The 25087-nt window shown below is 63.3% G+C and carries 21 protein-coding genes; 12 read left to right on the top strand and 9 right to left on the bottom strand.

Going from position 1 to position 25087, the window contains the following annotated elements; genetic code table 11:
• Positions 1-62 precede the first annotated feature (62 nt).
• The gene (locus NKH31_RS07480; protein WP_254864510.1) at positions 63-1772 is read left to right on the top strand and encodes a Cdc6/Cdc18 family protein; all 1710 of its coding nucleotides are present in this window, start codon (positions 63-65) and stop codon (positions 1770-1772) included.
• A gap of 107 nt (positions 1773-1879) precedes the next feature.
• Here the strand turns inward: NKH31_RS07480 and NKH31_RS07485 are convergent, their stop codons facing one another.
• A complete protein-coding gene (locus NKH31_RS07485; protein ID WP_254864511.1) occupies positions 1880-2773 on the bottom strand; it encodes a S24/S26 family peptidase in 894 nt (297 codons plus the stop codon).
• Positions 2774-2981: 208 nt separating this feature from the next.
• Between NKH31_RS07485 and NKH31_RS07490 the strand changes: the two genes are divergently transcribed.
• The 6 genes from NKH31_RS07490 (at position 2982) to NKH31_RS07515 (ending at position 9356) form a co-directional block, all read left to right on the top strand.
• The gene (locus NKH31_RS07490; RefSeq protein WP_254864512.1) at positions 2982-4559 is read left to right on the top strand and encodes a DNA-directed DNA polymerase II small subunit; all 1578 of its coding nucleotides are present in this window, start codon (positions 2982-2984) and stop codon (positions 4557-4559) included.
• A gap of 151 nt (positions 4560-4710) precedes the next feature.
• On the top strand, positions 4711-4998 hold the full coding sequence (locus tag NKH31_RS07495; RefSeq protein ID WP_254864513.1) for a hypothetical protein: 288 nt from the start codon (positions 4711-4713) through the stop codon (positions 4996-4998).
• Positions 4999-6256: 1258 nt separating this feature from the next.
• Positions 6257-6895 carry an Era-like GTP-binding protein gene (locus NKH31_RS07500; RefSeq protein WP_254864514.1) on the top strand — a complete coding sequence of 213 codons (639 nt, stop codon included), beginning with the start codon at positions 6257-6259 and terminating at the stop codon, positions 6893-6895.
• A 4-nt stretch (positions 6896-6899) separates the two neighbouring features.
• Positions 6900-7292, top strand: coding sequence for a DUF2073 domain-containing protein (locus NKH31_RS07505; RefSeq protein ID WP_254864515.1), 393 nt, complete (start codon positions 6900-6902; stop codon positions 7290-7292).
• Position 7293: 1 nt separating this feature from the next.
• Complete coding sequence (locus tag NKH31_RS07510; RefSeq protein WP_254864516.1) at positions 7294-7983, top strand: Zn-ribbon domain-containing protein; 690 nt, start codon at positions 7294-7296, stop codon at positions 7981-7983.
• Positions 7984-8564: 581 nt separating this feature from the next.
• Complete coding sequence (locus NKH31_RS07515) at positions 8565-9356, top strand: DUF7089 family protein (RefSeq protein ID WP_254864517.1); 792 nt, start codon at positions 8565-8567, stop codon at positions 9354-9356.
• A gap of 48 nt (positions 9357-9404) precedes the next feature.
• On the opposite strand, the gene NKH31_RS07520 is transcribed toward NKH31_RS07515, so the two are convergent.
• Complete coding sequence (locus NKH31_RS07520; protein ID WP_254864518.1) at positions 9405-9983, bottom strand: DUF7090 family protein; 579 nt, start codon at positions 9981-9983, stop codon at positions 9405-9407.
• A 310-nt stretch (positions 9984-10293) separates the two neighbouring features.
• On the opposite strand from NKH31_RS07520, the gene NKH31_RS07525 reads away from it, so the two are divergent.
• Complete coding sequence (locus NKH31_RS07525; protein WP_254864519.1) at positions 10294-11415, top strand: ATP-binding response regulator; 1122 nt, start codon at positions 10294-10296, stop codon at positions 11413-11415.
• 53 nt (positions 11416-11468) lie between these two features.
• Here the strand turns inward: NKH31_RS07525 and NKH31_RS07530 are convergent, their stop codons facing one another.
• On the bottom strand, positions 11469-13211 hold the full coding sequence (locus NKH31_RS07530; RefSeq protein ID WP_254864520.1) for a histidine kinase N-terminal 7TM domain-containing protein: 1743 nt from the start codon (positions 13209-13211) through the stop codon (positions 11469-11471).
• Positions 13212-13215: 4 nt separating this feature from the next.
• Positions 13216-13377: a hypothetical protein gene (locus NKH31_RS07535; RefSeq protein ID WP_254864521.1), complete on the bottom strand. Its 162-nt coding sequence runs from the start codon at positions 13375-13377 to the stop codon at positions 13216-13218.
• A 116-nt stretch (positions 13378-13493) separates the two neighbouring features.
• Between NKH31_RS07535 and NKH31_RS07540 the strand changes: the two genes are divergently transcribed.
• Positions 13494-14240, top strand: coding sequence for an endonuclease NucS domain-containing protein (locus NKH31_RS07540; RefSeq protein WP_254864522.1), 747 nt, complete (start codon positions 13494-13496; stop codon positions 14238-14240).
• Positions 14241-14418: 178 nt separating this feature from the next.
• Entirely contained in the window at positions 14419-15531 is a 1113-nt protein-coding gene (gene endA / locus NKH31_RS07545; RefSeq protein WP_254864523.1) for a tRNA-intron lyase, read from the top strand.
• Positions 15532-15549: 18 nt separating this feature from the next.
• On the opposite strand, the gene NKH31_RS07550 is transcribed toward endA, so the two are convergent.
• Positions 15550-16482 (bottom strand): hypothetical protein, encoded by a 933-nt coding sequence (locus NKH31_RS07550; protein WP_254864524.1) that lies wholly within the window; start codon positions 16480-16482, stop codon positions 15550-15552.
• Positions 16483-16687: 205 nt separating this feature from the next.
• On the opposite strand from NKH31_RS07550, the gene rio1 reads away from it, so the two are divergent.
• Complete coding sequence (rio1, locus tag NKH31_RS07555) at positions 16688-17554, top strand: serine/threonine-protein kinase Rio1 (RefSeq protein ID WP_254864525.1); 867 nt, start codon at positions 16688-16690, stop codon at positions 17552-17554.
• A gap of 49 nt (positions 17555-17603) precedes the next feature.
• On the opposite strand, the gene NKH31_RS07560 is transcribed toward rio1, so the two are convergent.
• The 4 genes from NKH31_RS07560 to NKH31_RS07575 form a co-directional block, all read right to left on the bottom strand.
• Positions 17604-19301, bottom strand: coding sequence for a histidine kinase N-terminal 7TM domain-containing protein (locus NKH31_RS07560; RefSeq protein WP_254864526.1), 1698 nt, complete (start codon positions 19299-19301; stop codon positions 17604-17606).
• A gap of 100 nt (positions 19302-19401) precedes the next feature.
• Complete coding sequence (locus NKH31_RS07565) at positions 19402-20481, bottom strand: ABC transporter ATP-binding protein (protein ID WP_254864527.1); 1080 nt, start codon at positions 20479-20481, stop codon at positions 19402-19404.
• Positions 20478-22358, bottom strand: a complete 1881-nt coding sequence (locus tag NKH31_RS07570; RefSeq protein WP_254864528.1) for an ABC transporter permease — start codon at positions 22356-22358, stop codon at positions 20478-20480. Before NKH31_RS07570 ends, NKH31_RS07565 begins: the two co-directional genes overlap by 4 nt.
• Before the next feature lie 4 nt (positions 22359-22362).
• Positions 22363-23484, bottom strand: coding sequence for a thiamine ABC transporter substrate-binding protein (locus NKH31_RS07575; RefSeq protein WP_254864529.1), 1122 nt, complete (start codon positions 23482-23484; stop codon positions 22363-22365).
• Between the two features lie 353 nt (positions 23485-23837).
• Between NKH31_RS07575 and NKH31_RS07580 the strand changes: the two genes are divergently transcribed.
• A complete protein-coding gene (locus NKH31_RS07580; RefSeq protein ID WP_254864530.1) occupies positions 23838-25055 on the top strand; it encodes a tryptophan--tRNA ligase in 1218 nt (405 codons plus the stop codon).
• Positions 25056-25087 lie beyond the last annotated feature (32 nt).

Genomic DNA, 25087 nt, shown 5'->3' on the forward strand with positions numbered 1-25087 from the left:
TACAAAATCGGGGAATGCGGACACTGCGTTCCAGATGAAACAGAGGGGTACACGTACGACGGATGTCTGACGACGATCCACACGAGCCTGGTACGGCCGAAGCGGGTCGAACGACTCCCGGGTTTCGAGCGGAACTCGACGAGCGAGAGCTGAGCGATGGCGAGTCGAATCAGGGTCTGTTCGACGATCTGCTGAGCGGTGAGCCAATTTTCGAGAACAAAGAGGTTCTCAGGCCTTCGTACACGCCGCACGAACTCCCACACCGTACCGATCAGATCAACAAGATGGCGACGATCCTGGTCGCCGCGCTGCGCGGCGAGACGCCGTCGAATATTCTCATCTACGGAAAGACGGGGACGGGAAAGACCGCGAGCGCGAAGTTCGTCAGCCAGGAGTTAGAACAAACCTCCACGAAGTACCGCGTGCCGTGCGACGTCGAGTACATAAACTGCGAGGTGACCGATACCCAGTACCGCGTGCTCGCTCAGCTGGCGAATACGTTCATCGAGACGAACAAGGACCGCATCGACGACAGGATCGCCGAACTCGACGCGCTCAGAGAAGACGTCGAAGCGTACGAAGCGCAATCGGGCGAACCGTCTTCTAGCGAATCGGGCGAACGGTCGTCGAATGACGGTCGGGCGACGGGGCAGTCTCCAGCTGAAACGAAGGGGTCCGAATCCGGATCCGATCCCGGAGACAACCTCGAACCGGAATCCCACGATTTTGTCGAACAGAGCCCCGGAATCGACGATATTGCAGGTGAAACGGAGGGGTTCGATTCCGCCAACGCATTCGATGCCCATCCGCTGGCCGAGACGGAGTTCTCGCGAGTCGAAGAGATCGACGACAGGATCGACGAACTCGAGGCCGATCGAGACGGTTTCGAGGACGTTCCGATGACCGGGTGGCCAACCGATCGCGTCTACAGCGTGTTCTTCGACGCCGTGGACTACTCGGAGCGCGTGGTCGTCATCATGCTAGACGAGATCGACAAGCTCGTCGAGAAGAGCGGCGACGATACGCTGTACAATCTCTCCCGGATGAACTCCGAGCTCGAAAATTCCCGGGTCTCGATCATCGGTATCAGCAACGACCTAAAGTTCACCGACTTTCTCGATCCGCGCGTAAAGTCCTCACTCGGCGAGGAGGAGATCGTCTTTCCACCCTACGACGCGAACCAGCTAAGAGATATCTTACAGCACCGATCCGACGTCGCGTTCAAAGACGGCGTGCTCTCGCCTGACGTTATCCCGCTCTGTGCCGCCTTCGCCGCCCAGGAACACGGCGACGCGCGGCGGGCGCTCGATCTACTCCGAACTGCCGGTGAACTCGCCGAGCGTTCACAGACGGAGACGATCGTCGAAGAACACGTCCGACAGGCCCAGGATAAGATCGAACTCGATCGCGTGGTCGAAGTCGTGCGCACGCTGCCGACTCAGAGCAAACTCGTCCTGTTTTCGATTATTCTACTCGAGCAACACGGCGTCCACAGCATCAACACCGGCGAGGTGTTCAACATCTACAAGCGACTCTGTAACGAGCTGGAGACTGACGTCCTCACCCAGCGTCGCGTAACCGACCTCATCAGCGAACTCGACATGCTCGGCATCGTCAACGCCGTCGTCGTTTCGAAGGGCCGCTACGGTCGAACGAAAGAGATCAGTCTCTCGGTTCCACTCGAAGAGACGGAAGTCGTGCTTCGATCGGATTCGCGGCTGAGCGACATCGAAGACGTTAAACCGTTCGTACAGGCTCGATTCGACAACTAACAACACCGGCCGTTCGAACCCCTCCATTTCTACTGGAAATATCCCCAATCCCGACGTATGACGGGTGGTCGACGGTCTCGATTTGCGGCGGTGAGTGGGTGCAACACTCACGAACGACGAGCGATCGCTGCCGCCCCGAGCAGCGTCGCGACCAGACCGACGGTGAGCCCGCCGACGTCCGCAGGTGACTCCGTGCCGGGAGTCGCTTCGACGACGCCCGCCGAGAAGGTCTCGTCGACGGTCAGTCGAACGTATCCGAGCCACGGAATGCGGTACTTCGCTTTCCCCTCGATCCACTCGGGTTTGACGACGTCGGTGTCCGCACCGTCGTTCGCCGTGAGTTGATCGTAGCCACCGTTCGCGTCGCCGTGGGTGATGAAGCCGGCGTGCTGGGCCGGACAGGTCACGACTTCGTCGCAGGTCAGGCCGTTAGTGAGCGACGGATCGCCCCGATCGACCCAGTTTTCGCCCGGTTCGACCCAGAACGACGCGCGGTGGATCACCGGCGTCTGCGTCGCGGAACCGTCGGGTCGGAAGATGATCACGTCGCCGTCGTTTCCGAACGTCGAGTGATCGGTCACCGCGCCCGCCTCTTCGGTAACGACGCCGGTCCCGTCTACGTAGCCGTCACCGACGAACCGGTCGTCGGCGACGACGAAAATCATGTCACCGCGGTGCATGTTGGGTTCCATGCTACCGCTCTCGACGGCGACCAGCGGGGGCCAGACGCCGCTGATGCCAAAGAGGATGAGCGCGATGAGCACGACGAGTCCGACGCTCGAAACCAGATCGCGCGTGTAGACGACAGCCGTCTCGTCGGTCGTGATGAACCACCGGAGGATTCCGTCGGATTCGATGGACGGAGAATCGTCGGAGCGAGCGGTGTTCGATTCGGGCGGGCGGGTCGGCGGCCGGTCACCGACCGTCGGATCGGTCGTCGACTCGGTCGGGGAGCGACGGTCCGGGTCGTCACGAGGGCTCCCGGAACCGGGGTCTGTCATTACATCTCCGTACCCTGGGAATGAAAATGAACCTTCTGCTCTCGGCGCCGTAGAGAAAGCCGCACGACTCACCCGAGCGCGTTCCGTATCAGTTCCCCGTCGTCGGGCCCGGTCGTCCCGGCCTAACGCGACTCGCCAGGATCGGTCGCCGCCGTCTCGAGGGTCGCCCATTCAATACGTTTTTGAGGGTTCTCGCGAATTCCGTTGTGTGCCACTAGAGGGGTCCGTCCGGATCGTTCAACGACTGACGAGCCGCGGGTACAACGTCGAACGCGAGGCCGTGACGCTACTCGAAAACGCGTCGGATCCCGAGCGCGCCGTCGATCGGTTGCTGGAGACGGTTTCCGACGATGCGCTCGTCATCTCGATCGCGGACGTCCGGGCCATCCTCGAGCCCGATCGCGAGGAATCGTCGGGTGTCGACGCGACGGACGAGGAGGTCAGCGCCGATCGTCGAGCCGAATCGACCAGCGGCTCCACTGACCCCGCTGTTTCAGGTGGAAAAACGCCGACCGGGCACGACAAATCGACCGGTTCTCCACCCGAAATGGAGGGGTTCGAGCGGTCTGGAGACGGTTCGGAGCGGTCCGTTCAGATCGACGGCGACATGACCGGCGAGTCCACCGGAACGGGCGAGTATCGAGATTTCGTCACCGTTTTTCGCGATCGCCTGGACCGACTGGGTTCGAAACTGCGCGGTAGGGTGAATCACCGACCGGCGTCGTCGATCGAATCGATGCCGGGCGGGAGCGACGTCGCGATGGTCGGTCTCGTCAACGACGTTCGTTCGACGGCGAGCGGTCACTGGCTCGTCGAACTCGAGGACACGACCGGAACGTTTCCGTTTCTCGTGATGAAAGATCGGGAGTTCGCCTCGATGGTCGAGGAGTTGCTCTACGACGAGGTGATCGCGATGGAGGGAACGCTCGCCGACGACTCCGGTATCGCATTCGTCGATTCTATCTACGTGCCGGACGTCCCCAGGACGCACGAACCGTCGTACGCGGATCGCCACGTCCAGGCGGCGCTCATCAGCGACGTCCACGTGGGAAGCGACGAGTTCATGGAAGACGCGTGGAACCGCTTTGCCGACTGGCTCCACACCGAGGAGGCCCAGCACGTCGAGTACCTCTGCATCGCCGGCGACATGGTCGAGGGCGTCGGCGTCTACCCGAACCAGGACGAAGAACTCGAGATCGTCGACATTTACGAGCAGTACGAGGCGTTCAACGAGCACTTAAAGGCCGTCCCGGGCGACCTCGACATCGTCATGATCCCCGGCAATCACGACGCCGTCAGGTTGGCAGAACCCCAGCCAGGCTTCGACGAGGAGTTACGGGAGATTATGTCCGCTCACGACGCAGCAATCGTGAGTAACCCCTCGACAGTCGAACTGGAGGGTGTCTCGATTCTGCTCTATCACGGCGTCTCGCTAGACGAGGTGATCGCCGAGTTGCCGGCCGACGCTGCGAGTTACGACGAACCACACAAGGCGATGTATCAGTTGTTGAAAAAACGCCACGTCGCACCGCAGTTCGGCGGCCACACGCGACTGGCTCCCGAGGAACGAGATTACCTCGTCATCGAGGACGTTCCAGATATTTTTCACACCGGCCACGTCCACAAACTCGGATTCGGAAAGTATCACAACGTGCTGGCGATTAATTCGGGATGCTGGCAGTCACAGACGGACTTCCAGAAGAGCGTCAATATCGATCCCGACGCCGGTTACGCACCGATCGTCGACCTCGACACCCTCGACGTGACGGTCCAGAAGTTCAGTTGAACGCCTCGTTACGGTCGCTCGATCTCGTCGGCGTACTAGTTCTCGCGAGACCGTCGGATTGATCCGGTCGCTCTGCATTCGCACTCTCGCCGTCGTTTCGTGTGCAAGGTCGGCCGATTCATCCGTCGAACGCGTAGTATCGGGGAGAACCATGGACGAACCCGAAACGGAACCCACCGACAAACCGACCGAGTCGTCACGAGAAGCGCGACAGGAGGGCGCCTGGATGCGACGGAGCTGGGTCGGGATCGGTTCGGTGTCTATCCTGACTATGCTCGGTGCGGCATTGATCGCGATGCTGTGGACGGGGTTGATCGACGTTCCCAACGTGATACCCGGAGACGCCGCCGAAATCTGGGTCAGTATCGCCATCGTTGCGGTCGTCGTACTGATCGTCGTCGGCTGGGGATGGAGAGCCGTCGTCGCGTCGGAAAAGTGAGGTCGGCATCGGATTGAACCGATCACGGACGTGATGAGTGTACTCGTCCGATCGGGATTCGAATCACTCGATTGGGCGATCTCACCGAGATCGGAAGGTGATGGTTGAGAATGCCAGGGAGTAGGTAACCAGGGAGTATTTCATGGAAAGGTTGTGTTTGTCGATTATTGAGTTGTTACGGAGATTGTGTTGGGAGGACACTCCACCGGATCGGACCGGACAGCTAGTATAACCAAAACGCGTCGGATCCCGAGAGCCCCATCGTTCGACGGAGGTTCACCGGATCGATACTCCAGCCCGTTCGTCGATGGGGTTCGTCGACATTTCCCGACCGGTAGGGATCCAGCTGGGAAGCGACGATGGCACGGCGCCCCCCACCCCTTGATTTCCACTGGAGACGAAAGAGAGCCCCTCCCTCCAACCGGCAATTGAATAGCGGAATCTATATATACATACATCCGAAACCATATCCGCAGCACTAGCAAATCAGGTTGTTGTGTTTGGATTTATTAGTTTAGGTCTAGAACGATACAGTGGCTTGTGAACAGTAGATAGTATCCTAGTAAGTGTTTGTTTCGGATCCGTGCCATCGTACGTTTCAGGTGTAGCCGTCCTACCGATGGATTTGATCGATTTTAGCGAACAAATCCGTATACGCTCCGTCGCTGTTGTCCATCGATCGATCCCAAACGGGGTCGTCGTTCCAGTTGAAACGAAGGGGTGGGGCTGTCGCGTCGTCCGGTAGCACGCTAAATCGTACTCTATCGGATTCAGTCAAGCGGTGTCACGGTATCCGTATCAAGCAACTCCTGGTCAGGATTCGCCAGCGTGCTGGAAATCCCTCAGCTGTCCGAACCGAACGATCGGTGGCAACCTACGTCTCGAATTCACCGCAATCTGGTGAGTCCGTTCGATCCACCCTCGTCGCTTCGGATCATCCTCATGGGTTTCCTAACCGTCCTCGCGATTGGACCGTACCGCCTTAAGGGACTAATCTTTTGCTGATACTCGGTATCGCCGTCCCCTCCGATATCTCGAGACGTTCGGCAGCTGTCCAGATGTCGCCCACGCGAATTCTCGTCGATACGTTCGTCAATGTCCGCCCACCGTCGCGACGCCGTTATCGATCTGTTCGCCCCGTTTCACCGATCCTTTCATTGATAGGTGTTCTAACAGATAATGTCTGACGTAGGCTTAAGTGGATTCGATACGGTCGTTTGCTCAGGATGCACCCCGCGGGTGCTGGAGGTTCCCACAGATGGGACTGTTAAAAGGACTCAAAGATAGTATCTCTCGGGCCACCGATCGTCTCTTCTCCGAACAGGAGCCGAAACGAATCGGCATTTACGGCCCCCCGAATGCTGGAAAGACGACGCTCGCCAACCGAATCGCTCGTGACTGGACCGGTGACGCCATCGGCACGGAGAGTCACATCCCCCACGAGACCCGGCGTGCTCGTCGGAAAGAGAACGTCGAGATCGAGCGAAACGGAAAGACCGTGACGATCGACATCGTCGACACGCCCGGTGTCACGACGAAGGTCGATTACGAGGAGTTCACCGACGAGATGAACAAGGACGACGCCGTCCGTCGCTCTCGTGAGGCCACCGAGGGCGTCGCCGAAGCGATGCACTGGCTTCGCGAGGACGTAGACGGCGTCATCTACGTCCTCGACAGTGCGAAAGATCCGATCACGCAGGTGAACACGATGCTCATCGGCATCATCGAATCCCGCGATCTGCCGGTTCTCATCTTCGCGAACAAGATCGACCTCGACGAATCGTCCGTAAAGCGAATCGAAGACGCGTTCCCGCAACACAAGACAGTCGCGCTCTCTGCGAAGGAAGGAGAGAACATGGACGAGGTCTACGACAACATCGCGGAGTACTTCGGGTGATACGATGCCGAAAGCAACAAACCCAGACGCACCTGACGGCGTGCAGATCGACCTCGTGAGCGGTCAGCGCATGGAGGGCCTGACGAGCATGGAGAAGATCAGGCTCATCCTGGATGGCGTCCACGACGGAAACATCGTCATCCTAGAGGAGGGTCTCTCGCCGGACGAAGAGAGTAAACTCATCGAGGTGACGATGGCCGAGATCAGCCCGGACGAGTTCAACGGAATCGAGATCGAGACCTATCCGCGGTCGGATACGCGCGATTCGTCACTGCTCGGTCGCCTCGTCGGCGGCGAGAAGCCACAGGCGAAACTGACCGTCATCGGTCCGGCGAACCAGATCGAAACGCTCCACAAGGACGAAACGCTCATCAGCGCGCTCGTCTCTCGCAACTAGGATGCCCCACCAGTGTACGAACTGCGATCGGCGGTTTCCCGACGGTTCGAAAGAGATGCTCTCGGGCTGTCCGGACTGCGGGGGCAACAAGTTTCAGTTCGCCCCGGTTCGAGAGTCGTCGTCGGCGGAACCTTCGACTGACGCGAACGAAAACAACGCACCACCCGAGTCGACCTCGACCGAGTCGACGGACACCACGCCTCGACGCGAGTGGCCCGAGACGGCCCGTCGACCGGCCGAGAAAGACCCGGATTTCAAACGCGAGCGCCGGACGGACGACGCGCTCGAAGACGATTTCGAGTGGGTCGAGGGTGACGAAGATACCGCCCAGGCCAGCGCCAGATCCGATGTCGTCGCCCCGGACGAGTTACCATCTCACACAGCCTCGACCGAGCCCGAAACGAACCCACCTGAATCGGTCGACGAGTCCGATGGCCGAGCCCGAGCGGACGACGTCGACGATCGCCCGGACAACGGCCGAGTCGTCAGCGAACCAGAAGCCGACCAGCCCTCGCTCGAGCAACTCCGCGAGGAACTGAACGAACAATTCGAGTCCATCAAGATCGTAAATCCCGGTCAGTACGAACTCAATTTGATGGAGCTCTACGATCGGGAAGAACACATCGTCTCGCTCCAGGAGGACGGACGTTACGTCATCAACGTCCCCGACTCCTGGCACAGCGACGAGTGACGGGCGGTCGACCGGTGATCCGCACTATTCTGTGAGAAATCGCCATTCAGCGTGAGCGGTACGGATACCGGTATTGCACTTCGAACTACGAGGATATCGGTTCTGCACCGGAAAATATGGTGATCGACAGGACAGCCGGAACTCCGTTCCATGGTTTCTGACCGGCCGTTTGGCTCTCGTTGATACCCCGGACTCTCGTTGATACCCCGAATCGAAATGTAGTATTCGGTAGAGAACCCTCGGAGTCACCGGATAAACCCCACCGTTTCAACTGCAACCATTCACACGAATCGTCGAAAACTGCGTTAACGAGGGTCGAACGGCTGACTGTCTCTTTCGTGTTCCAATTGAAACGAGGGGGTTCGACGTGAATGTCTGTACCCCGATCACGCTCGATGACGATCGGATGGCCCGGAAACAACGGAAACGGATGGCCCGGTGCCGAACGGACGAACGGATGGATTTATGCGAGCGTGTGGTCGAGTTCCGGGTATGAGTACTGCCACGAAGATCGTTCTCACGACGGTCACGACGGCCGTCGTGGTGTCGCTCGTGCTCGTCGTTCAACTCGCGCTCATCTGATGTTCGAGTCGCGTACGCTCTCCGGCGAGGTTGCGTCGGTCAGATCCGAGCGGGCACCCGAAGCGATGGTGTTCGACTGCGAGCGGGATTTCGAGACCGTGCCGCCCGCGGCGGCGGAGAATCTCGGTCTCGTCGTCGACCGACTGGACCCGCACAGCTACCCGTCTGCGTGGCTTCCCGACGATTCGCCTCGATTACTCGCACAGTATGCGAGCGAGACGTTTACGATCGGTATGCCCGGTGACGGGAGCGTCGTCTGGACACGCCAGACGGAGCCGCCGGTCGTCCTCGTCAAACCGAGACTGCGCGGATCGCCGCCGGACTTCGTCGATTTTCTGCTCGCCGCGGCGTTCGTCGAACTCTCACTCGACGTCCCCGAACACTTTCTCGGCTTCTTCGAGTCGCGATACCGCGACCTCGACGCGGCGCTCGAGGTCGGTCCAGCGGCGACCTACCAGATCGCTGCGGCGCTGTACGACGGGTGGATCGGGCTACAGACGCGACCAGTGTTCGACGGGTGGAGCGAATCGCACCCGGCTCTCTGGGATAGTTGGGTCGATGCGGGCGAGCGTCTCGAGGGGCGAATCGGCGATCTACCGGCTGCGGTTGCGCGCGGGGAGACGTCGTTCGCCGCGGCGACCGAACTCGCCTGCAGCGCGATCAAACACGATCTGGCCCTGCCGGCGCCGTTCGACGCGCTCGACACGGCCGCCTACCGCGACCACGGCGTGGACTTCGCCGTCCAGTGGGCCGACCGAATCGGGCGAAGCCTGGGCGAGTCCGACGCGTAGCTCCCATGGTCGAGACGGACCGGCGCTCGTAGAAATCCTCGCGCTCTCTCAGAACGACGACTCGACCGTCCCGTCCTCGTCGAGGTCGATGACGTCGTCGAAGAGGGCGCTAAACTCGTCGACGACGTCCTGATCGTGGACTTCGTCGGAGAGGTGAAAGAGCCCGATCGCGTCGTGGGCGTCGAGGAGTTCGAGAATCCGTTCGGCTGCAGAAAGTGCTTCGTCTTCGCCGGCGTAGTAGGCCAGCTCGGTCAGCGAATCGAAACTGATCCGTCGCTTTCCGTCGGTTCGCTGCAGGAAGTCCGCAACGCCCGCGACGATCCCGTCGACGTTGTCCGGTGCCGAAACGTACGAGACGTGGTCTTTCGAGCGTCGAGAGTAGCCGCGCTCGATACTCAGGGTATCGAGCACGTCGGCACACGACTCGTCGACGTCGTAGTATTCGAGTTTCTGGCTCACTTCACGTGCGGTTGTTCGCGTCGAGACGACGAGAAATCGATCGGTGTCGGTCTTCAGAAAGTCGGTGTCGATACGGTCCGTTTCCCCGGTACTTGGGTGGAGTAAGAGGATGCCCGTTCCACCGGGTACCGTCTTCGGTGTCCCCCCGATCTCCAGTGCGTACGCCATCGTGCGCAGAACACGTTCCGGCGGGAATATAAACAGTGCGGGTACGTCGCGCTGATCGATGGTCGAATCCCACGTCGGATTCACCGACTGCGAATCGAACGGCCGGTCGTCACCCCGAGAAGGGACCGATTCGACCCGGCGGGGTACGGACCGATTCAGCCTGGCGAATCGTTCGGCTCTATGGACGGTCCCGTTCGCCGAGTTACGACCTCCAGTAGCTCTGCACCGACGCCTCCAGTAGCACTGCACCGACACCTCCGTTGGCGGTACACCGAAACAGATAGTTATCTCCCGTCTGTACACCGACGAGATGAGTACCTCGACGTCCGTCTCACTCTTACTCGTCGAGGACAATCACGACGACGCGCGATTCGTCGAGCGACTCCTCTCTGAACACCAGCACGCGATGGGTCCCGAGAATTCGAGCAATCGAATCTCGATCGAATCGATCGATCACGTCGATACGCTGTCTGGGGCGATCGATGGTCTCGAAACCGACCTGCCCGACGTGGTCTTGCTGGATCTGATGCTTCCCGATAGCGCCGGCCTCGAGACCGTCGAATCGATCGTCGAGCGGGCGCCGACGCTTCCGATCGTCGTATTGACCGGGAGAAACGACGTCGAAATCGGCGTCAACGCGATCAGACGGGGTGCACAGGACTACCTGGTGAAAGGAACGATCACCGCGGAACTGCTCGTCCGAACGATCAGGTACGCGATCGAACGCGCCCGTACGCAGCGGACGTTGCGCGATCGAAACCGCCGTCTCGAACTGTTGAACCGCCTGATTCGCGAGGAAATTCGACGGGACATGAACGTAGTCGTGGGTCGCGGCGACCAGCTCCGTGAGACACTCGACGGTGACGAGGAAACGGTGGCCGAATCGTTACTCGACGCGGCTCGTCACGCCCTCGAGCTGACGAACACGGCCACGGACCTGACGAACGTGATCGTAACGAGCGAGGGCACCGCCCGAACGCCCCTCGAGCTGACGGCGATCGTCGACGCCGAGGTCGAGCGAATTCGCGAGACGACACCGGTGGACGTCGAGATCGAGTGTGACGTTCCCGACGAACCGGTCGTCGTCTACGGCTCGCCGATGCTCGACGCGGTGTGCAGGCAACTTCTCAGCAACGCGGTGACATACACCGATCGGCCGGCGGCGTCGGTCGACGTCGCCGTTCGGGTCGAAGGCGATCGGGTGATTCTGGAGATCGCCGACGACGGCGTGGGCATTCCGCCGGCACAGAAGCGAGCGATTCTCGCGTCGGTTGACGACCCGACGATCGGTGACGCGATCGGGGCCGGACTCTTTCTCGTGACCAGCGTGCTGGATCGGTTCGGCGGCGAACTCGACATCGTCGACAACCGACCGTCCGGGACGGTCGTCTCCGTCACGCTCGATCGCTACGCGGGCGACCAGGCGGAGTGAGTTCTCCGGGCCGAGACGGCCAGGACCGTCCGGTTCGATGGTCGAAACCTGGGTTATCGACGCTCAACCGACTCGCCGAGACCCCGCACTCGAACCGCCGTCTCATCTCCTCGGTCGATCCGTTCGAGTCGCCAGCCGTGCGCCTCGACGACGTCGCGAGCGATATCGAAGCCGGTCGGTTCCACATTTTCCGTCCCGTCCACCCTATCCACGCCGCTTTCGGATTCATCACCTGTCCCACCCGTACCGCTGACCGACCCCCCGTCAGTCTCACTCACGTCGCGTTCGGAGGCACCATCCGTCCCACCCAAACGGCTGTCGGACTCAACGAGAGATGTGTCGACCTCGACCGTGAACCCGTCTTCCGTCGACCCGATACGCACCCGCCCGTTCCCGTCCGTCCCGGCCAGACAGTACCGAAAGAGCCCCTCGAGTAACTGCTGGAAGAGGAATCCATCCGCCCTGACGTCCCGGTCGGATTCGACGACGAGTTCGTCGCCGTCGTCCCCGACGAGCGTCCAGGCCAGGTCGGAAACGGCGGCGAGCGAGACCGACTCGACCTCGTCAACGGCTCGATCACGGCGTGCGAGATCGACGACTTCGTCGGCCAGCCGTTCGATCCGATCGGCGCCCGTGAGGACGCCGTCAACGTGCGTTACGTCGCCGGTTTGCTCGGCCAGATCCGCGCTGCCCCGGATCACCATTAGCGGTCCCTGTACGTCGTGTGAAACCACGTTCGCCACCTCGTCTAGGTGGTCAGAGCGGTCGGCGAGCTGACGGGCGCGTCTCGTCCGATCCGTAACGTCGCGAAGGACGATTCCGCGCCAATCTGCCCCGTCACGTCCGGTTTCGATCGGTGAGATGGAGAGCTGATAGTCGCGATGACCGCCGTCGGTTGGGATCGTAACCCGAGTGTCGACCGCAGACTCCCGGGCAAAGTGCGTCAGTTCGTCGAACGCGACGGAGTCGAAGAACTGCTGTCCCTGGGGTAACTCGTCGCCGGGAAACAGCGTGAGGGCCGCCTGGTTACACTCGACGATTCGATCGTGCTCGTCGATGACGACGATCGCGTCTCTGAGTTCGGCGAACACCTGTTTACGGGCCAGCGGGACCACGCTGAGAAACTTCGCGCGATAGAGCGCCCAGCTCAGGATGAGGACGCTACCGAGCAATCCGAACGGTGTCAGGTCGGACGCCACGTCGATCACGTCGAAGAGGGTGACGACGTTCGCGACGGCGGGCGGGATCGGCGCGAGCGCGAGAGCCATCGTCTGGCGACGGTAGAGCCCGTTCGCGCGGATCGCTTGGACGATCAGTAACGCTGTCGCGCTCGTCATCAGGGCGTAGTTGACAGTCGCCTGAATCCAGAACCATCGCCCGTACGCCGGGTCGAGATCGGCGTCAGCGAGCGCGATTTCGGCGGTGAACGCGAGGGCGTGAGTCGAGTTCGTCGCGAGGACGGCGAGATCCAGGAGGAGGTATCCCGACAGTACGAACGCCGCCCGTCGATACCACCGGGGACGATTCGAGACGTCGAGGACGAGCAGGAACCAGCCGACCGAGAGGATCGACGCCGCCAGGATCCGTCCGCTGAACGCGACGGCCGTCGCCGTCGAGCCGTCGACCGTAAGGGCAACGGCGAGACTGACCGGCCAGAGCGAACAGCCGACGACGGTGATCACGAAGGCCGCGCTTCCGGGCGTATCGAGCCTTCGAAGCGGCTCCCGGAGCAGACCGAGAAGAATTACCCCGGTGATCGCGTAGCCGATGCCGACGGGTCCGAGCGAATCGAGCATGCGATTACGACCGCTCCGACTCGTTTCGCGGTGCCGGCTCGTCGGGCGAACCCGATGGGGCGAATCCGACCGATCGAACGATGGCTCTACCCTGGTCGACGGCACGCGCTATCTCCCGCAACCGATCGGCGTGACGTCGGCCGAAGGCGGGTGGGAGGAACTCCATACATTCGAGTGAATGCCGGACGAAATAACCCTACGGTAACGGCGACGTAATCGCTCGACTTACCTCCGGGTAACCCGCTCCGGCGGTTTATATACCAGGCCGCGGCCAGAGAGCGCATGCTCGAAGATACCATTCGCGTCCTCGCCGGCGACTGCACCGTCGTGTTCGACGACGCGGAGCGTTCTGAGTACCGAGGCCGAGTGACGACGCTCGTCAAGCCCGACAACACCGTTCTGGTTCACGACGTCGACGGCTATCAGCCGGTGGCCTGGCTCACCCGGGCCGACAGCGTGTCCAGCGATCGGTCCGGCGGGTTTAGCCTCGTCGCGAGAAAAGACGATCAGACGCTTCGAATCGCGACGCACGACCGGGAGGGATTCACCTCCTATCGCGGCTCGCCGGCCGGGACGCCCGTGGGATTGTGTCCGACGTGTGATGGGATGTTGATTCGGGCGAGCGGGGTCCGCTGTGTTGACTGTGGCGTCCGGTACGCCCTCCCCGCCGATTCCGACGTTCGGGAGGATCGGTGTGAGTGTGGGTTGCCACGAATTCGGGCCGAACGCGGCCTGGCGTTCGACGTCTGTCTCGACCGTCAGTGTGAGTCGCTCGACGACGCCGTCCGCGAGGCGTTCGACCGCGAGTGGGCGTGTCCGGACTGTGGCGACGACCTTCGGATCCTCCGGCGGGGCGGGCTCATCGCCGGTTGTGAGAACTACCCCGACTGCGAGACGGGGTACGTCGTCCCCGCCGGCGTGGTAGACGGCGAGTGTTCCTGTGGGCTGCCGACGTTCGACACCGGGACCGGGCGACGGTGTCTCGACGCCACGTGTGAAGAGCTCGTCGAATCGGCGGTGGCCGACTGAGATGACCGATCGACCGCGCTCCCCCCGTCGCCGCGATCGAGACCACATCGAGGAGCGACCTACAGCCGGTGATCGACGGCCGACGGGCAACGCCGGAAAGCGGCCTCGCACCCACTGGCCCGATTGTCACTCGCGGCCGTTCCAACACCCCTTTGTGCGGCGACAACCACGCTCGTGTATGACAGCTGAGGGCGTGCTCGACGGCGACGTCGTCCGCGTCGGTGGCGACGCACGACAGCGATTTCACGACGCTCGCGGCTACGGCTATCCACTCTCTGGTAACGAAATTGCGCTCGCTCCGGTCGAAGCGGCCCACTTACTCTACACCGAGAACCTCACGGGCGTCCATGACGGAGACGAAACGCTCGACTTTCGTGGGTTTCTTACCCGCGAACCCGGCGCTGACTTCGGCGCCCGGTTTCTCGTCTACGCCGACCTGCGTTCCCGCGGGCTGTATCTCTCGCCGGCGACCGAACCGTGGCTCGACGTCGACGCGTTCGGACCACTCTCCGATTCGACGGATTTCGCCGTCTACCCCCGCGGCAAGGGCCCGGGCGACGGCGTACTCGAGTACGCCGTCCGCGTCATCGGCGAACGGACGGACGTCCCCGCGAGAACGCTCGAACCCGGCGTGATCGCGATCGTCGACGAAGAGAGCGAACTCACCTACTTCGAGATCGATGCGCCGACGATCGAGGGCGAAAGCGTCCGTGTCACTGATCCGTCGCTCGGGATCGCCGACGCCGCCTCGATCGAGGCGACCCTCCTCGACGATCGGATCGTCGTCTGGGACCCGCCGACGGCGCTCTACGAGCGTCCCTTCTACGGACAGCCGCTCGAGGGTCGAACGTACGACGGCGACCGACCGACGATCCAGTGCTCGCTGGTGGAGGGTGCGTACCTCGCGACCCACGGAATCGTCGATCTCGATCCCGCCGCCGTCCGTTCGCGCGGTCTCGCGGTTGAGGGTGATCGATTCGATCGACGGTATCGCGTTTACGAGGCGTTACGCGAACGCGGTGTCGTCCCGAAGACGGGCTACAAGTTCGGCGCGGACTTTCGCACCTACGCAGCCGTCGATGGAGTCGACGATCTCGGCCACTCCGAGCTACTCATCCGGGCGCTCTCGGCCGACCACGTCTTCGAACCTCGAGATCTGTCGCTCGACGTCCGACTGGCCCACGGCGTCAGAAAGACGATGGTCGTCGCGCTGGCCGACGGCGCGCCTCGGCACCCGGACGACCCCGAGGAAGGTATCTCCTGGCGGTCGATCCGACGGTTGACGCCGTGAGAATCCGCCCGGAACGTCTTAGGGCTCGTAGTGTTCTCGGTGGACGACTTCCTCCTCCCCGTCGACGATGGCGTACACCGTGAGTTCGTCTCCTTCCGGATCGAGGTCGACGGAGAACCGCGCGGCTGCTCCGATCGGCTCGACGCCGCCCGAGCCGAGCGCGATCGTCGATTCCAGGCGTGCGGCGTCGATATCGGGATCCGGATCGTCGACGAACGTGACTTCGGCCGTGTGTATCTCGTCGCCGTCGATGAACGCCGCCATTTCTCCGTCCTCGTCGAGTTCCTGGACATCGTACTCGATAGCTTCGACGAGGCGTCCCTCCTCGTCGGTGACGGGCTCTCGGAAGTCGTCGATGGTTCCCTGGGGCGGGCCGGTCCAGAGGATCGTCCACTCGCCGTCGTCGACGAACAGGACCCAGTGAGACTCCTCGTCGACCTCGTCCGGATACCCGTAACCGTCGGGGTCGGTGTCGGTCCACTCCGTGCGGACGAGGGCGGTGTCGTCACCGTCGATCAGCTCGAGCGCCTCGTCTTCGAGCCAGAACTCGAGGGCCTCGACGTGTTCGACCTCGGCCAGTTCGACGTCTGTCTCGAGCAGTTCGACGTCGACGTTCTCGAAGGACGCGGGCTCGGTTTCCTGGATTTCCCAGTCGTCGTCGGATTCGTCCACCATCCGCTCGATCCACGTGGGATCGACCGGACTGTCGTCGTACGCGAGGTCACTCATCGTTTCCTCGTCGCCCGCTTGACCGGCTTCGATGTACGTTTCGACCGCTTCGACCGCGCCGTGGGGGTCCACATCGTCGTTCTGGTTGGCCCCGTTGGCGCTACCAGCGCCGGGCTGGTCGTCGTCTTCGTCGTCCGTCCGGTCGGTGACGTCGTCGAGACAGCCGGCGAGGGTACTGACTGTGACCGCGCCGACCGCCGCCACGCATGAGCGTCTATCCATAATTGGGGGTAGCTACCGTCAAATAATCAATCTTTCCAACTAGTTCGAACCGACGTAAAATGCTGCGGCTGATCTAGATGGATCGGCCCTCGCACGACTCACCGATTCGGTGTGCTCACCGGAGTGGCACTCGTCCTATCGCTTCGGTACTGACAGGCCGAACAATGGTGACCCTTTTTGCCGGTCGGGCCGCTAGTCTGACTGAATGGGCGAGGAGTACGGCCTGGTCGATACGGAGACCGTGGAGATCGAAGGCGACGAGTGGGAAGAGATCGACGTCTCGGACACGGAAGCAGACCGAATCGCCAGAAAACGCGACCGCGAGTTCGACCAGTTTCGAAAACGCCTGACTGACGCCGATCAGTTCAAAGTCGAACAGTCGGTGTTCGACGACGCGACGTTCGCCGCGCTCTACAAGCTCGTCCAGGACGGACACGTCGAGGCGTTCGGCGGGCCGATATCGACGGGAAAGGAGGCCAACGTCTACCAGGCGCTCGGTCCCGACGACACCGACGTCGCGGTCAAAGTCTACCGCATCAACGCCTCGAACTTCCGGCAGATGCGCGACTACCTCGAGGGCGACCCGCGCTTCGAAGGGCTCGGCGGAAAGAAGAAGGACGTCGTTCTCGCCTGGGTGAAAAAGGAGTTCGCGAATCTGAAACGGGCGAAGCGAGCGGGTGTCCGGGTTCCCGAGCCGATCGCGACGGAGCGTAACGTCCTGGTGATGGAGTACATCGGCGACGAGTCCGGGCGCGCAAAGCGTCTCGGCGAGGTCCACGTCGAGAACCCGGAGACGGCCTACGAGGTTATGCGCGAGTACATGCGTCGGCTCTACGCGGCTGGCATCGTCCACGGCGACCTGAGCGAGTACAACGTGGTGTTTCAGGACGGCCAACTGGTCGTCATCGACCTCGGTCAGGCGGTGACGGTCCACCACCCGAACAGCCGCGGATTTTTAGAGCGCGATTGTCGGAACGTCGCCTCGTTCTTCGGCCGTCAGGGAATGGACGTCGACGGTGACGATGTCCTCGAGTTTGTCACGCAGCCAGAGCCGGATCCGTCGCGAGAGTGAGTGCTACGAAGCCTCGGGGCTCGACCCCGAGGCGGTTCACAGCAGTGGGTCAGTCGTCGGTGACCGTGAGAGAGAGTTCGACGCGCGTCCCGCCGAGTTCGTCGTCCCGGCCGATCGTGAGCGTTCCGCCGGATCGGTTCGCGACCAGTCGAACCAGCCAGAGGCCGATGCCGGACCCGTGCTCCAGGTCGGATTCGGTGCCGGCTTCGATCGGTGCGAGTTCGTGGGCGTCGATACCGGGTCCGTCGTCGGCCACGACGAGTCGGACCGTCTCGCCAGTCGCGTCGGTACGGATCGCGACGGTCGGTGTCGGAGCGTCGTTGTGGACGACCGCGTTCGTGAGGAGCTCCTCGATCGCCAGGTCGAGTCCGGGGTGTACGGAGACTGTTAGTGCGTCGACGTCGACCTCGAATCGGGCGTTCGGATGGCCGTCCGCCATCGCCGCTACTCGGCGCTCGACGACGCGATCGATGGCGACGGAGTGCTCGTCTCCGGCGTCGAGTACCCGTTCTAGGTCTTTCGCCTTCTCGCTGTGGCCGAGGATGCGCTCCGTGTACTCCTCGATCGTTCGGAGCGAGTCGTCGATCGCGGGATCGTTCGAGCGATCACCGATCAGCTCGGCGTGGCCGCCGATCACGGTCAGCTCGGTACGGATATTGTGTCTGAACACCCGCGAGAGCACCTGTTTGAGCAGATCGAGGTCTCTCTCGCGAGCTCGTTGATCGGTGACGTCTCTGATCACGAGTAGCGTCCCCGAAACGGTGTGACCGTGCTCGATCGGTCGAACGTCGACGACGAGGTGGTGCGTCTCGCCATCGGCGTCGACGGTCACGTCGATCCCGGTTCCGTGACCGACTTCGGCGGCGGCGAGCAGCGCGGGGTGGTGTCCACAGCGATCTGCGAAGGGCGTTCCCAGCACGTTCGTCGACCGGTCGAAGTAGCGTCCGGCCGACGGGTTCGCGTCGACGATCAGGCCGTCTCGGTCGACGGAGATCACCGCATCGGACATGTGTTCGACGGCCTGGCGCCGACTGACGGGAGCGAGGCCGAAGAGCCGGTAGCGAAAGAGCGCGAGCCCCCACAACGCCGTCGTGAGCAGAAACAGCGCGGGCGTTAGATCGACGTAGCTGGGAACGGCGTCGACGGTCCGAAACAGGTGGGTGTTGAGCGCGCCAGGAAACCCGATCGCCCAGCCGGCGAGTAACAACAGGAGCTGACGACGGTGGTCGTCGACGGCCGATCGCAGATCCTGGGCGAGCACCCCGGCGGGAACCATCACCATGACGACCGCGAAGCCGATGTGGATCAGGTACCAGGGACCGAGGACGAACTCGCCGATGCCGGCCGGATTCGACGGCGTCTCCGCGGCGAGCACGAGGTGGTGAAGCGAGTTCGTCGCGGTGAGGACGACCGTCGCGACGGGAATCGCCAGGAGGGCGACGAAAGAGGGACGTGGAACGGAAATGCGTTCACGTCTGGTGTACTCCCAGACGAACAGTGGCCAGCCGAATATCACCAGCAATTGAAACGCGTGTCGAAGCGTCGTATTTACGGTGACCGACGTGAACTGCGCCGGCCAGGTGATGAGCGCGAGCATGATCGACCAGCCGGCCATCCCGATAACGCACAGTAGAAACCCCCTGGCACCGGGTTTCGCCAGGTTTCGGTAGGTGAAGACGGCGACGCCGGCGATCGGGACGGCGCAAATGACCATAACAAACGCCAGCGACTGGGCGACACTCGACATGGTCGTTTCCAGAAGGGCTCGATCCGCTTATATAGGTGTGGGCCGCCGCCCCAGCGAATTTCCGGGAAACTGGTGTCGCGAGGTTCTCGAAGCCCCATCGTCACGCCCGTTCGATCACGTGTGCGTCCGCCGGATCGAACCCGACCTCCAGCGTCTCTTCGGGTGTGTCGTCGAGTCGAAGAACGACGTTTCGGCCGTTCCAGCGGCCGTGAACGCGCACGGCGTCGCCGGTAAACTCGCTCGTTTCGACGGCGACGGAGAGGCGGTTTCGGTCGGCTTGCTCGGTGAGCGCGTTCGGTCTGACGCAGAACGTGACGCGTTCGACGTCGGCCGAACACGCCGGGAGTTCGAACGTGTGCCCGCCCACGTCGACCCGGGCGGAGCCGTCCGCGTCGGGATCGGTGACCGTTCCCTCGAAGACGTTGTTGTCGCCGACGAACCCCGCGACGAATCGCGTTTCCGGTTTCCGATAGAGTTCGGGGGGCGTGCCGACCTGTTCGATGCGCCCGTCGTTGACGACGGCGAGGCGGTCGGAGATCGCGAGCGCCTCCGCCTGATCGTGGGTGACGTAGACGGTCGTGATGTCGAGCGTCGCCTGGATTCGTTTGAGCTGTCGGCGGAGCGAGTCCCGGAGGCGGGCGTCGAGGGCGCTCATCGGTTCGTCGAGCAGGAGCACCGACGGCGCCGGGGCGAGCGCCCGGGCGAGGGCGACGCGCTGTTGCTGACCGCCCGAGAGCTGGTCGGGGGTGCGCGCGCCCATCCCGGAGAGATCGACGAGATCGAGCAGTTGCGCGACGCGTTCTTCCCGGGTCGAGTCCCCGGGCGGATCCCGAAACCGCAGTCCGTAGCCGACGTTTTCGGCGACGGTCATGTGCGGAAAGAGCGCGTAGCTCTGGAAGACGACGCCGACGTCGCGCCGTTCGGGGGGAGCGCCGGTGACGTCGATTCCGTCGAAGGTGACGCGTCCGCTCGTGGGCGCTTCGAAGCCGGCGATCGTTCGCAGCGTCGTCGTCTTTCCACAGCCGGAGGGACCGACGAGGGTGAAGAACTCGCCGTCGCGGATCGTCAGGTCGACGTCGGACAGCGCGAGCGTTCCCTCCGGGTCGGCGCGTGAGTCTTCATCACCACCAGCGGTCGCGCCGTAGCGCTTCGAGACGCCCTCGAGTCGGAGTTCGGTCATCGTTCGAACCTCCCGCCGACGCGATCGATGACGACGAAGCTGGCCGCTGTCACGAACAGGAGCACGGTTCCCATGGCGAGCGCCGGACCGGATCGACGGCCGAGATAGCGCTCGACGGCGACGGGCATCGTGTACGAGTCGGTTCCGCTCGCCAAAATCACCGTCGAAGAGAACTCCCCGATCGAGATGGCGAAGGCGAAGGCCGCACCGGCGACGATTCCGCTCGCGACCAGCGGGAGTTCGACGTCGCGAAGCGCCCGGTAGCGCGAGGCGCCGAGCGACCGGGCGGATTCGACCATGGCCGGATCGAGATTCGCGAGCAGCGGCGAGACGGTTCGGGTGACGAACGGGTAGGCGGCGACGGCGTGCGCGGCGACGATCGCGACCGTGCCGGTGACCTGCAGCCGCCAGCCGCCGGGGAGCGAGATGCCGAACACCAGCCCCTGCAAGAGACCGATTCCGAAGACGATGCCGCTGACCGCGAGCGGAAGCATCGCGAGCGCGTCGACGACCGTCCCGCCGCGACCGGTCCGGGTCGTGAGCACCGAGATGACCACGCCCATCGGGACGGCCACGACGAGCGTCGCGAGCCCGAAGACGAGCGAGTTTCTGATGGCGGGGACCGGCAGCGTCTGGAACGTCTGTCCCTCGAGCTGGCGATCGAGGAGAAATCGGTAGTGACGCAGGGTGACGCCGCTCCCGTCGGTGACGCTTCCGACGACGAGGCTCGCGAGCGGGAAGACGAACACGACCACCGCGAGCAGGCCGTAACAGACGACCGCGAGCCGTTTGGGCGCGAGCGCCACCCGGAGCGAGGGAAACAGCGGTCTCCGCGGCGGGGCGGAGGCCGCCCGCGACAGCCCCGACTGGGCGGACTCGTAGCGGAGGTAGGCGTAGGTCAGCCCGAGCGAGATGATCGTCTCCAGGACGGCGAGCGTCGCCGCGGTCTGGAAATCCAGGCGCTGGACGCGGTCGTAAATCCAGACCTCGACGGTCGCGAGTTGCAGTCCGCCGAGCGCGAGGACGATCGGGAACGTCATGAACGTAAAGATGAACGTCAACAGCGCCCCGGTGAGGATCGCCGGCCACAGCTGCGGGAGGACGACGTCAAAAAATGCCCGGCGGCGGCTGGCGCCGAGGCTGCGAGCCGTTTCGACGCTCCGGACGTCGACGGACTCCCAGGCCGCGACGGTGACGCGGGCGACCAGCGGAGCGTTGTAAAAGGCGTGAGCGACGATGACGATCGCGAGCGGATTCCACTCGATGAACGGATAGGGGCCGAGACCGACGACGCCGAGAATGGCGTTGATCGTTCCCCCTTGCCCGAACGTCGCGTAGAAGCCGACGGCGACCAGGATCCCGGGGAGGACGAATGGGAGGATCGTCAGCGATCGGATCGTCCGACGACCCCAGAATTCGTAGGTCGCGAGGACGTACGCGGCCGGCAGACCGAGTGCGAGACTGGCGAGCGTCGAGAGCCCGGCCTGGTAGGCCGTAAAGCCGAACAGCCCCATACGAACGCCCGGCGTCTCGACGGAAAGCCAGGGGATGGGGATCCCGAGGCCGGGAATCGTCACGACGGTCACGGAGACGGAGATGGCGACGAGCCAGCCCACCAGCGCGTCGAGGTGGCCGACGATGCCAAGCGGATCGGCGAACACCTCCGCGAGGGCGCCGACGTAAAACGGGTCGGTGAGCACGTCGACGAACGCCGAGAGCGTCGCCGACCCGCCGTCGAGGATGGACTCGACGAACACGACGGCGACCGGCAGGTAGAGCATGACGAGGAGGATCACCCCGGTGGCGATGGCGGCGAGCGTCAGGGCGTGGCGCTCGAGCCAGGCGGGTACACGTGCGAGATGACCTCCAGTCGACACGAGCCTAGTGACCGGCGCGTTCTCTGGCCCAGTCGTCGACCCACTCGTCGAGGTTGCCGCGCAGTTGTTCGTAGCCGACCGTCACCGCCTCCGGGGGCTCGTGGGCGTACTGGTCGAACTCGTCGTCCAGGTCGACGTACTCGTCGGCGACCGCGGGGAACTGGACGTTGCGCTGAGCGATCTCGGCCTGCGCGTCGTTCGAGAGGACGAAGTCCATGAACGTGTACGCCAGCGCGGGGTTCGACGCGCGCTCGAAGACGCCCATTCCCTCGGGGTTGGCGTAGCCCTGCCCTTCGAGGAAGGCGATCTGGTGGCGCGAGAGGTCGTTACCCTCGGCCGACGCGAACACCTGATCGGTCGAGTAGGAGACGATCATCGGTCGCTCTTCTTCCATGTACGCGCCGTAGTAGGAGTCGCTCCAGCTGTCTAAGATGCGGACGCCGTTTTCGTCCAGGTCGTCCCAGTACTCCAGGTAGCCGTCCTCGCCGTAGGCGTCGATCGTCCACAGCAAGAACGCTTGCCCCGGATCGGACGTCTGGGCGTTCTGGGCGATCAGCGCGTCCTCGAAGGCCGGATCGAGCAGGTCGTCGAAGGTCTCCGGTTCGTCGACGACGGTCTCGTCGTAGACCAGACTGATGTAGCCGGTGTCGAAGGCGAGGACGCGGTCGTGGGGGTCGCCCATGTCCAGTCCGTCGCGAATGCGATCGGCCCGGTCGAGTCGGTCGGCGTCGAGTTCGCGAAAGAGGCCGCCGTCGCCCAGTGCGTCGTCGATCCGTGCGAGATCGTCGATATTGGCTCCCAGGTAGAGGTCCGCCTCCATCGAGGCGTCCTGTTCTTCGAGTTGAATGTAGTGGTTGAGTCCGCTGTCGGGCGCCGTCCACTCGAGCGTCGCGTCCGGGAAGGCCGCTTCGAAGGCCTCGGTGAGCCAGGGGCCGGCCGGATCGTTTCCGTCGATCATCGAGTCGTAGGTGGCGATCGTGAGCGTCCCGGACTCCGGGTCGCCCGCCAGTTCCGCGTCGTCGCTCGAGTCGTCGCCGTTCGAGTCGTCATCGTCGCGAGAGAGACAGCCGGCGAATCCCGCGACCGTCGCACCCGTTAGCGATCCAACGAATGTTCGTCGTCTCATTACTCGATTGTTTTACTCAGTGGTCTTAAGGAGCGGCATTTCGTTCGGCGAATCGGCCGAACCACTTGTGAATAAAAAATGCGTGGTCGAATCGGCGTGCGACGTCACGCGCCGACCAATCCCGCCGAAGCGGGTACGCGCAGCTTCTCGGCCCGAAACGGTTACGTGAGAGAGGCGTGTACGTTCGCGTAATGAGAGCCGCTCTCGCGTGGCGCTGGCCGGCCCCACAGAGAGCGGACAGTCCCGTCGCCGCCCGCGTCGCGGCCTAACCCGTCGGGTGTGGCGTCGCCGGCTCCCTTCGTTCTCCCGCGTATCGACCGACGAGCGACGCCAGCGTCAGAACGCGACCACGGATGACACACGACATCGAAGACACCGATTCGACCGAACAGCACGCAACCACACCATCGGCCGCCACGAGCGAGCCGACCGCCACCCCGGACGCGGCCCCGGGCGAGGTGGACTACGAAAAACTCGTTTCGCGGTTCGGCGCGGAGCCGGTGACCCGCGATCAGATCGCTCGCCTTCCGGATCACCCGACGATTCGCCGGGGAACGTTCTTCGCCGGCAGGGACGTCGACCGATTCCTCGACGCCGCCGAGGAGGGCGACCCGCACGCGATCGTCACCGGCGTCGGCCCCTCTGGGCCGTTACACCTCGGCCACGTCCTCCCGCTCTTTCTCGCCAAGCGCGTTCAGGACGCGACCGGGGCGACGGTCTACCTCCCGTTTTCGGACGACGAGAAGCTCCTCTCGCGGGACCTGTCGTTCGACGAGATCGGGGCGTACACCGCCGACAATCTGCGCGACGTCCTCGCGGTCGGCTTCGATCCCGCCCGCACGCGGATCGTGATCGACACCGCGGACGCGGACGTCATCTATCCGATCGCGGTCACGCTCGCCGAGCGACTGACCCCGGCGACGGTGGCGGCCGTCTACGGTGAGCCGGACAACGTCGGCATGGGCTTTTACCCGGCAGTCCAGGCGACGCACCTCCTGTTACCCCAGCTCGTGCGGGGACGCCAGCCAACGCTCGTCCCGATCGCGGTCGATCAGGATCCTCACGTCCGGATCTGTCGCGACCTCGCGGCCGGTGAGCAACTCCCGGTCGAGAAACCGGGGGCGCTGCTCGGACGCTTTCTCCCGGCGCTCTCCGGGCCGGGAAAGCTGAGTTCCTCGGACGACGCGCCGTCGATCGCGCTCACGGACGATCGCGAGACGGTCGCGGAGACGATCCGCGAACACGCGTTCACCGGCGGGCAGCCGACGGTCGAGGCCCACCGACGCGATGGCGGCGACCCCGGCGTCGACGTGCCCTTTCAGTATCTACGGTATCTCTTCGAGCCCAACGACGAGCGTCTCGACCGGATCGAAGCGGCGTACCGCGCCGGCGACCTCCTCAGCGGAGAACTCAAGGAGATCGCCATCGAGCGGATAACCGACTTCCTCGAGGGCCATCAACGCCGACGGGCCGAACTGGGTGATCTCGGACGGGAACTGGAGCCGTACAGACTGACCGACGACGAACGACGGCGGGCGCTCTCGGCGGCGGGGCTACCGCAGCTCCGTTGATCGATCGTCCTGGCGCACTCGAACCCCGAACG

This window comes from Halovivax gelatinilyticus (assembly GCF_024300625.1).
In the GTDB taxonomy this organism is placed as follows: Archaea; Halobacteriota; Halobacteria; order Halobacteriales; family Natrialbaceae; genus Halovivax; species Halovivax gelatinilyticus.

Coding starts and splice junctions, on each gene's coding strand:
- NKH31_RS07480 (WP_254864510.1), top strand. CDS start 63: ATGTCTGACGACGATCCACACGAGCCTGGTACGGCCGAAGCGGGTCGA.
- NKH31_RS07485 (WP_254864511.1), bottom strand. CDS start 2,773: ATGACAGACCCCGGTTCCGGGAGCCCTCGTGACGACCCGGACCGTCGC.
- NKH31_RS07495 (WP_254864513.1), top strand. CDS start 4,711: ATGGACGAACCCGAAACGGAACCCACCGACAAACCGACCGAGTCGTCA.
- NKH31_RS07500 (WP_254864514.1), top strand. CDS start 6,257: ATGGGACTGTTAAAAGGACTCAAAGATAGTATCTCTCGGGCCACCGAT.
- NKH31_RS07505 (WP_254864515.1), top strand. CDS start 6,900: ATGCCGAAAGCAACAAACCCAGACGCACCTGACGGCGTGCAGATCGAC.
- NKH31_RS07510 (WP_254864516.1), top strand. CDS start 7,294: ATGCCCCACCAGTGTACGAACTGCGATCGGCGGTTTCCCGACGGTTCG.
- NKH31_RS07515 (WP_254864517.1), top strand. CDS start 8,565: ATGTTCGAGTCGCGTACGCTCTCCGGCGAGGTTGCGTCGGTCAGATCC.
- NKH31_RS07520 (WP_254864518.1), bottom strand. CDS start 9,983: ATGGCGTACGCACTGGAGATCGGGGGGACACCGAAGACGGTACCCGGT.
- NKH31_RS07525 (WP_254864519.1), top strand. CDS start 10,294: ATGAGTACCTCGACGTCCGTCTCACTCTTACTCGTCGAGGACAATCAC.
- NKH31_RS07530 (WP_254864520.1), bottom strand. CDS start 13,211: ATGCTCGATTCGCTCGGACCCGTCGGCATCGGCTACGCGATCACCGGG.
- NKH31_RS07535 (WP_254864521.1), bottom strand. CDS start 13,377: ATGGAGTTCCTCCCACCCGCCTTCGGCCGACGTCACGCCGATCGGTTG.
- NKH31_RS07540 (WP_254864522.1), top strand. CDS start 13,494: ATGCTCGAAGATACCATTCGCGTCCTCGCCGGCGACTGCACCGTCGTG.
- endA (WP_254864523.1), top strand. CDS start 14,419: ATGACAGCTGAGGGCGTGCTCGACGGCGACGTCGTCCGCGTCGGTGGC.
- NKH31_RS07550 (WP_254864524.1), bottom strand. CDS start 16,482: ATGGATAGACGCTCATGCGTGGCGGCGGTCGGCGCGGTCACAGTCAGT.
- rio1 (WP_254864525.1), top strand. CDS start 16,688: ATGGGCGAGGAGTACGGCCTGGTCGATACGGAGACCGTGGAGATCGAA.
- NKH31_RS07560 (WP_254864526.1), bottom strand. CDS start 19,301: ATGTCGAGTGTCGCCCAGTCGCTGGCGTTTGTTATGGTCATTTGCGCC.
- NKH31_RS07565 (WP_254864527.1), bottom strand. CDS start 20,481: ATGACCGAACTCCGACTCGAGGGCGTCTCGAAGCGCTACGGCGCGACC.
- NKH31_RS07575 (WP_254864529.1), bottom strand. CDS start 23,484: ATGAGACGACGAACATTCGTTGGATCGCTAACGGGTGCGACGGTCGCG.
- NKH31_RS07580 (WP_254864530.1), top strand. CDS start 23,838: ATGACACACGACATCGAAGACACCGATTCGACCGAACAGCACGCAACC.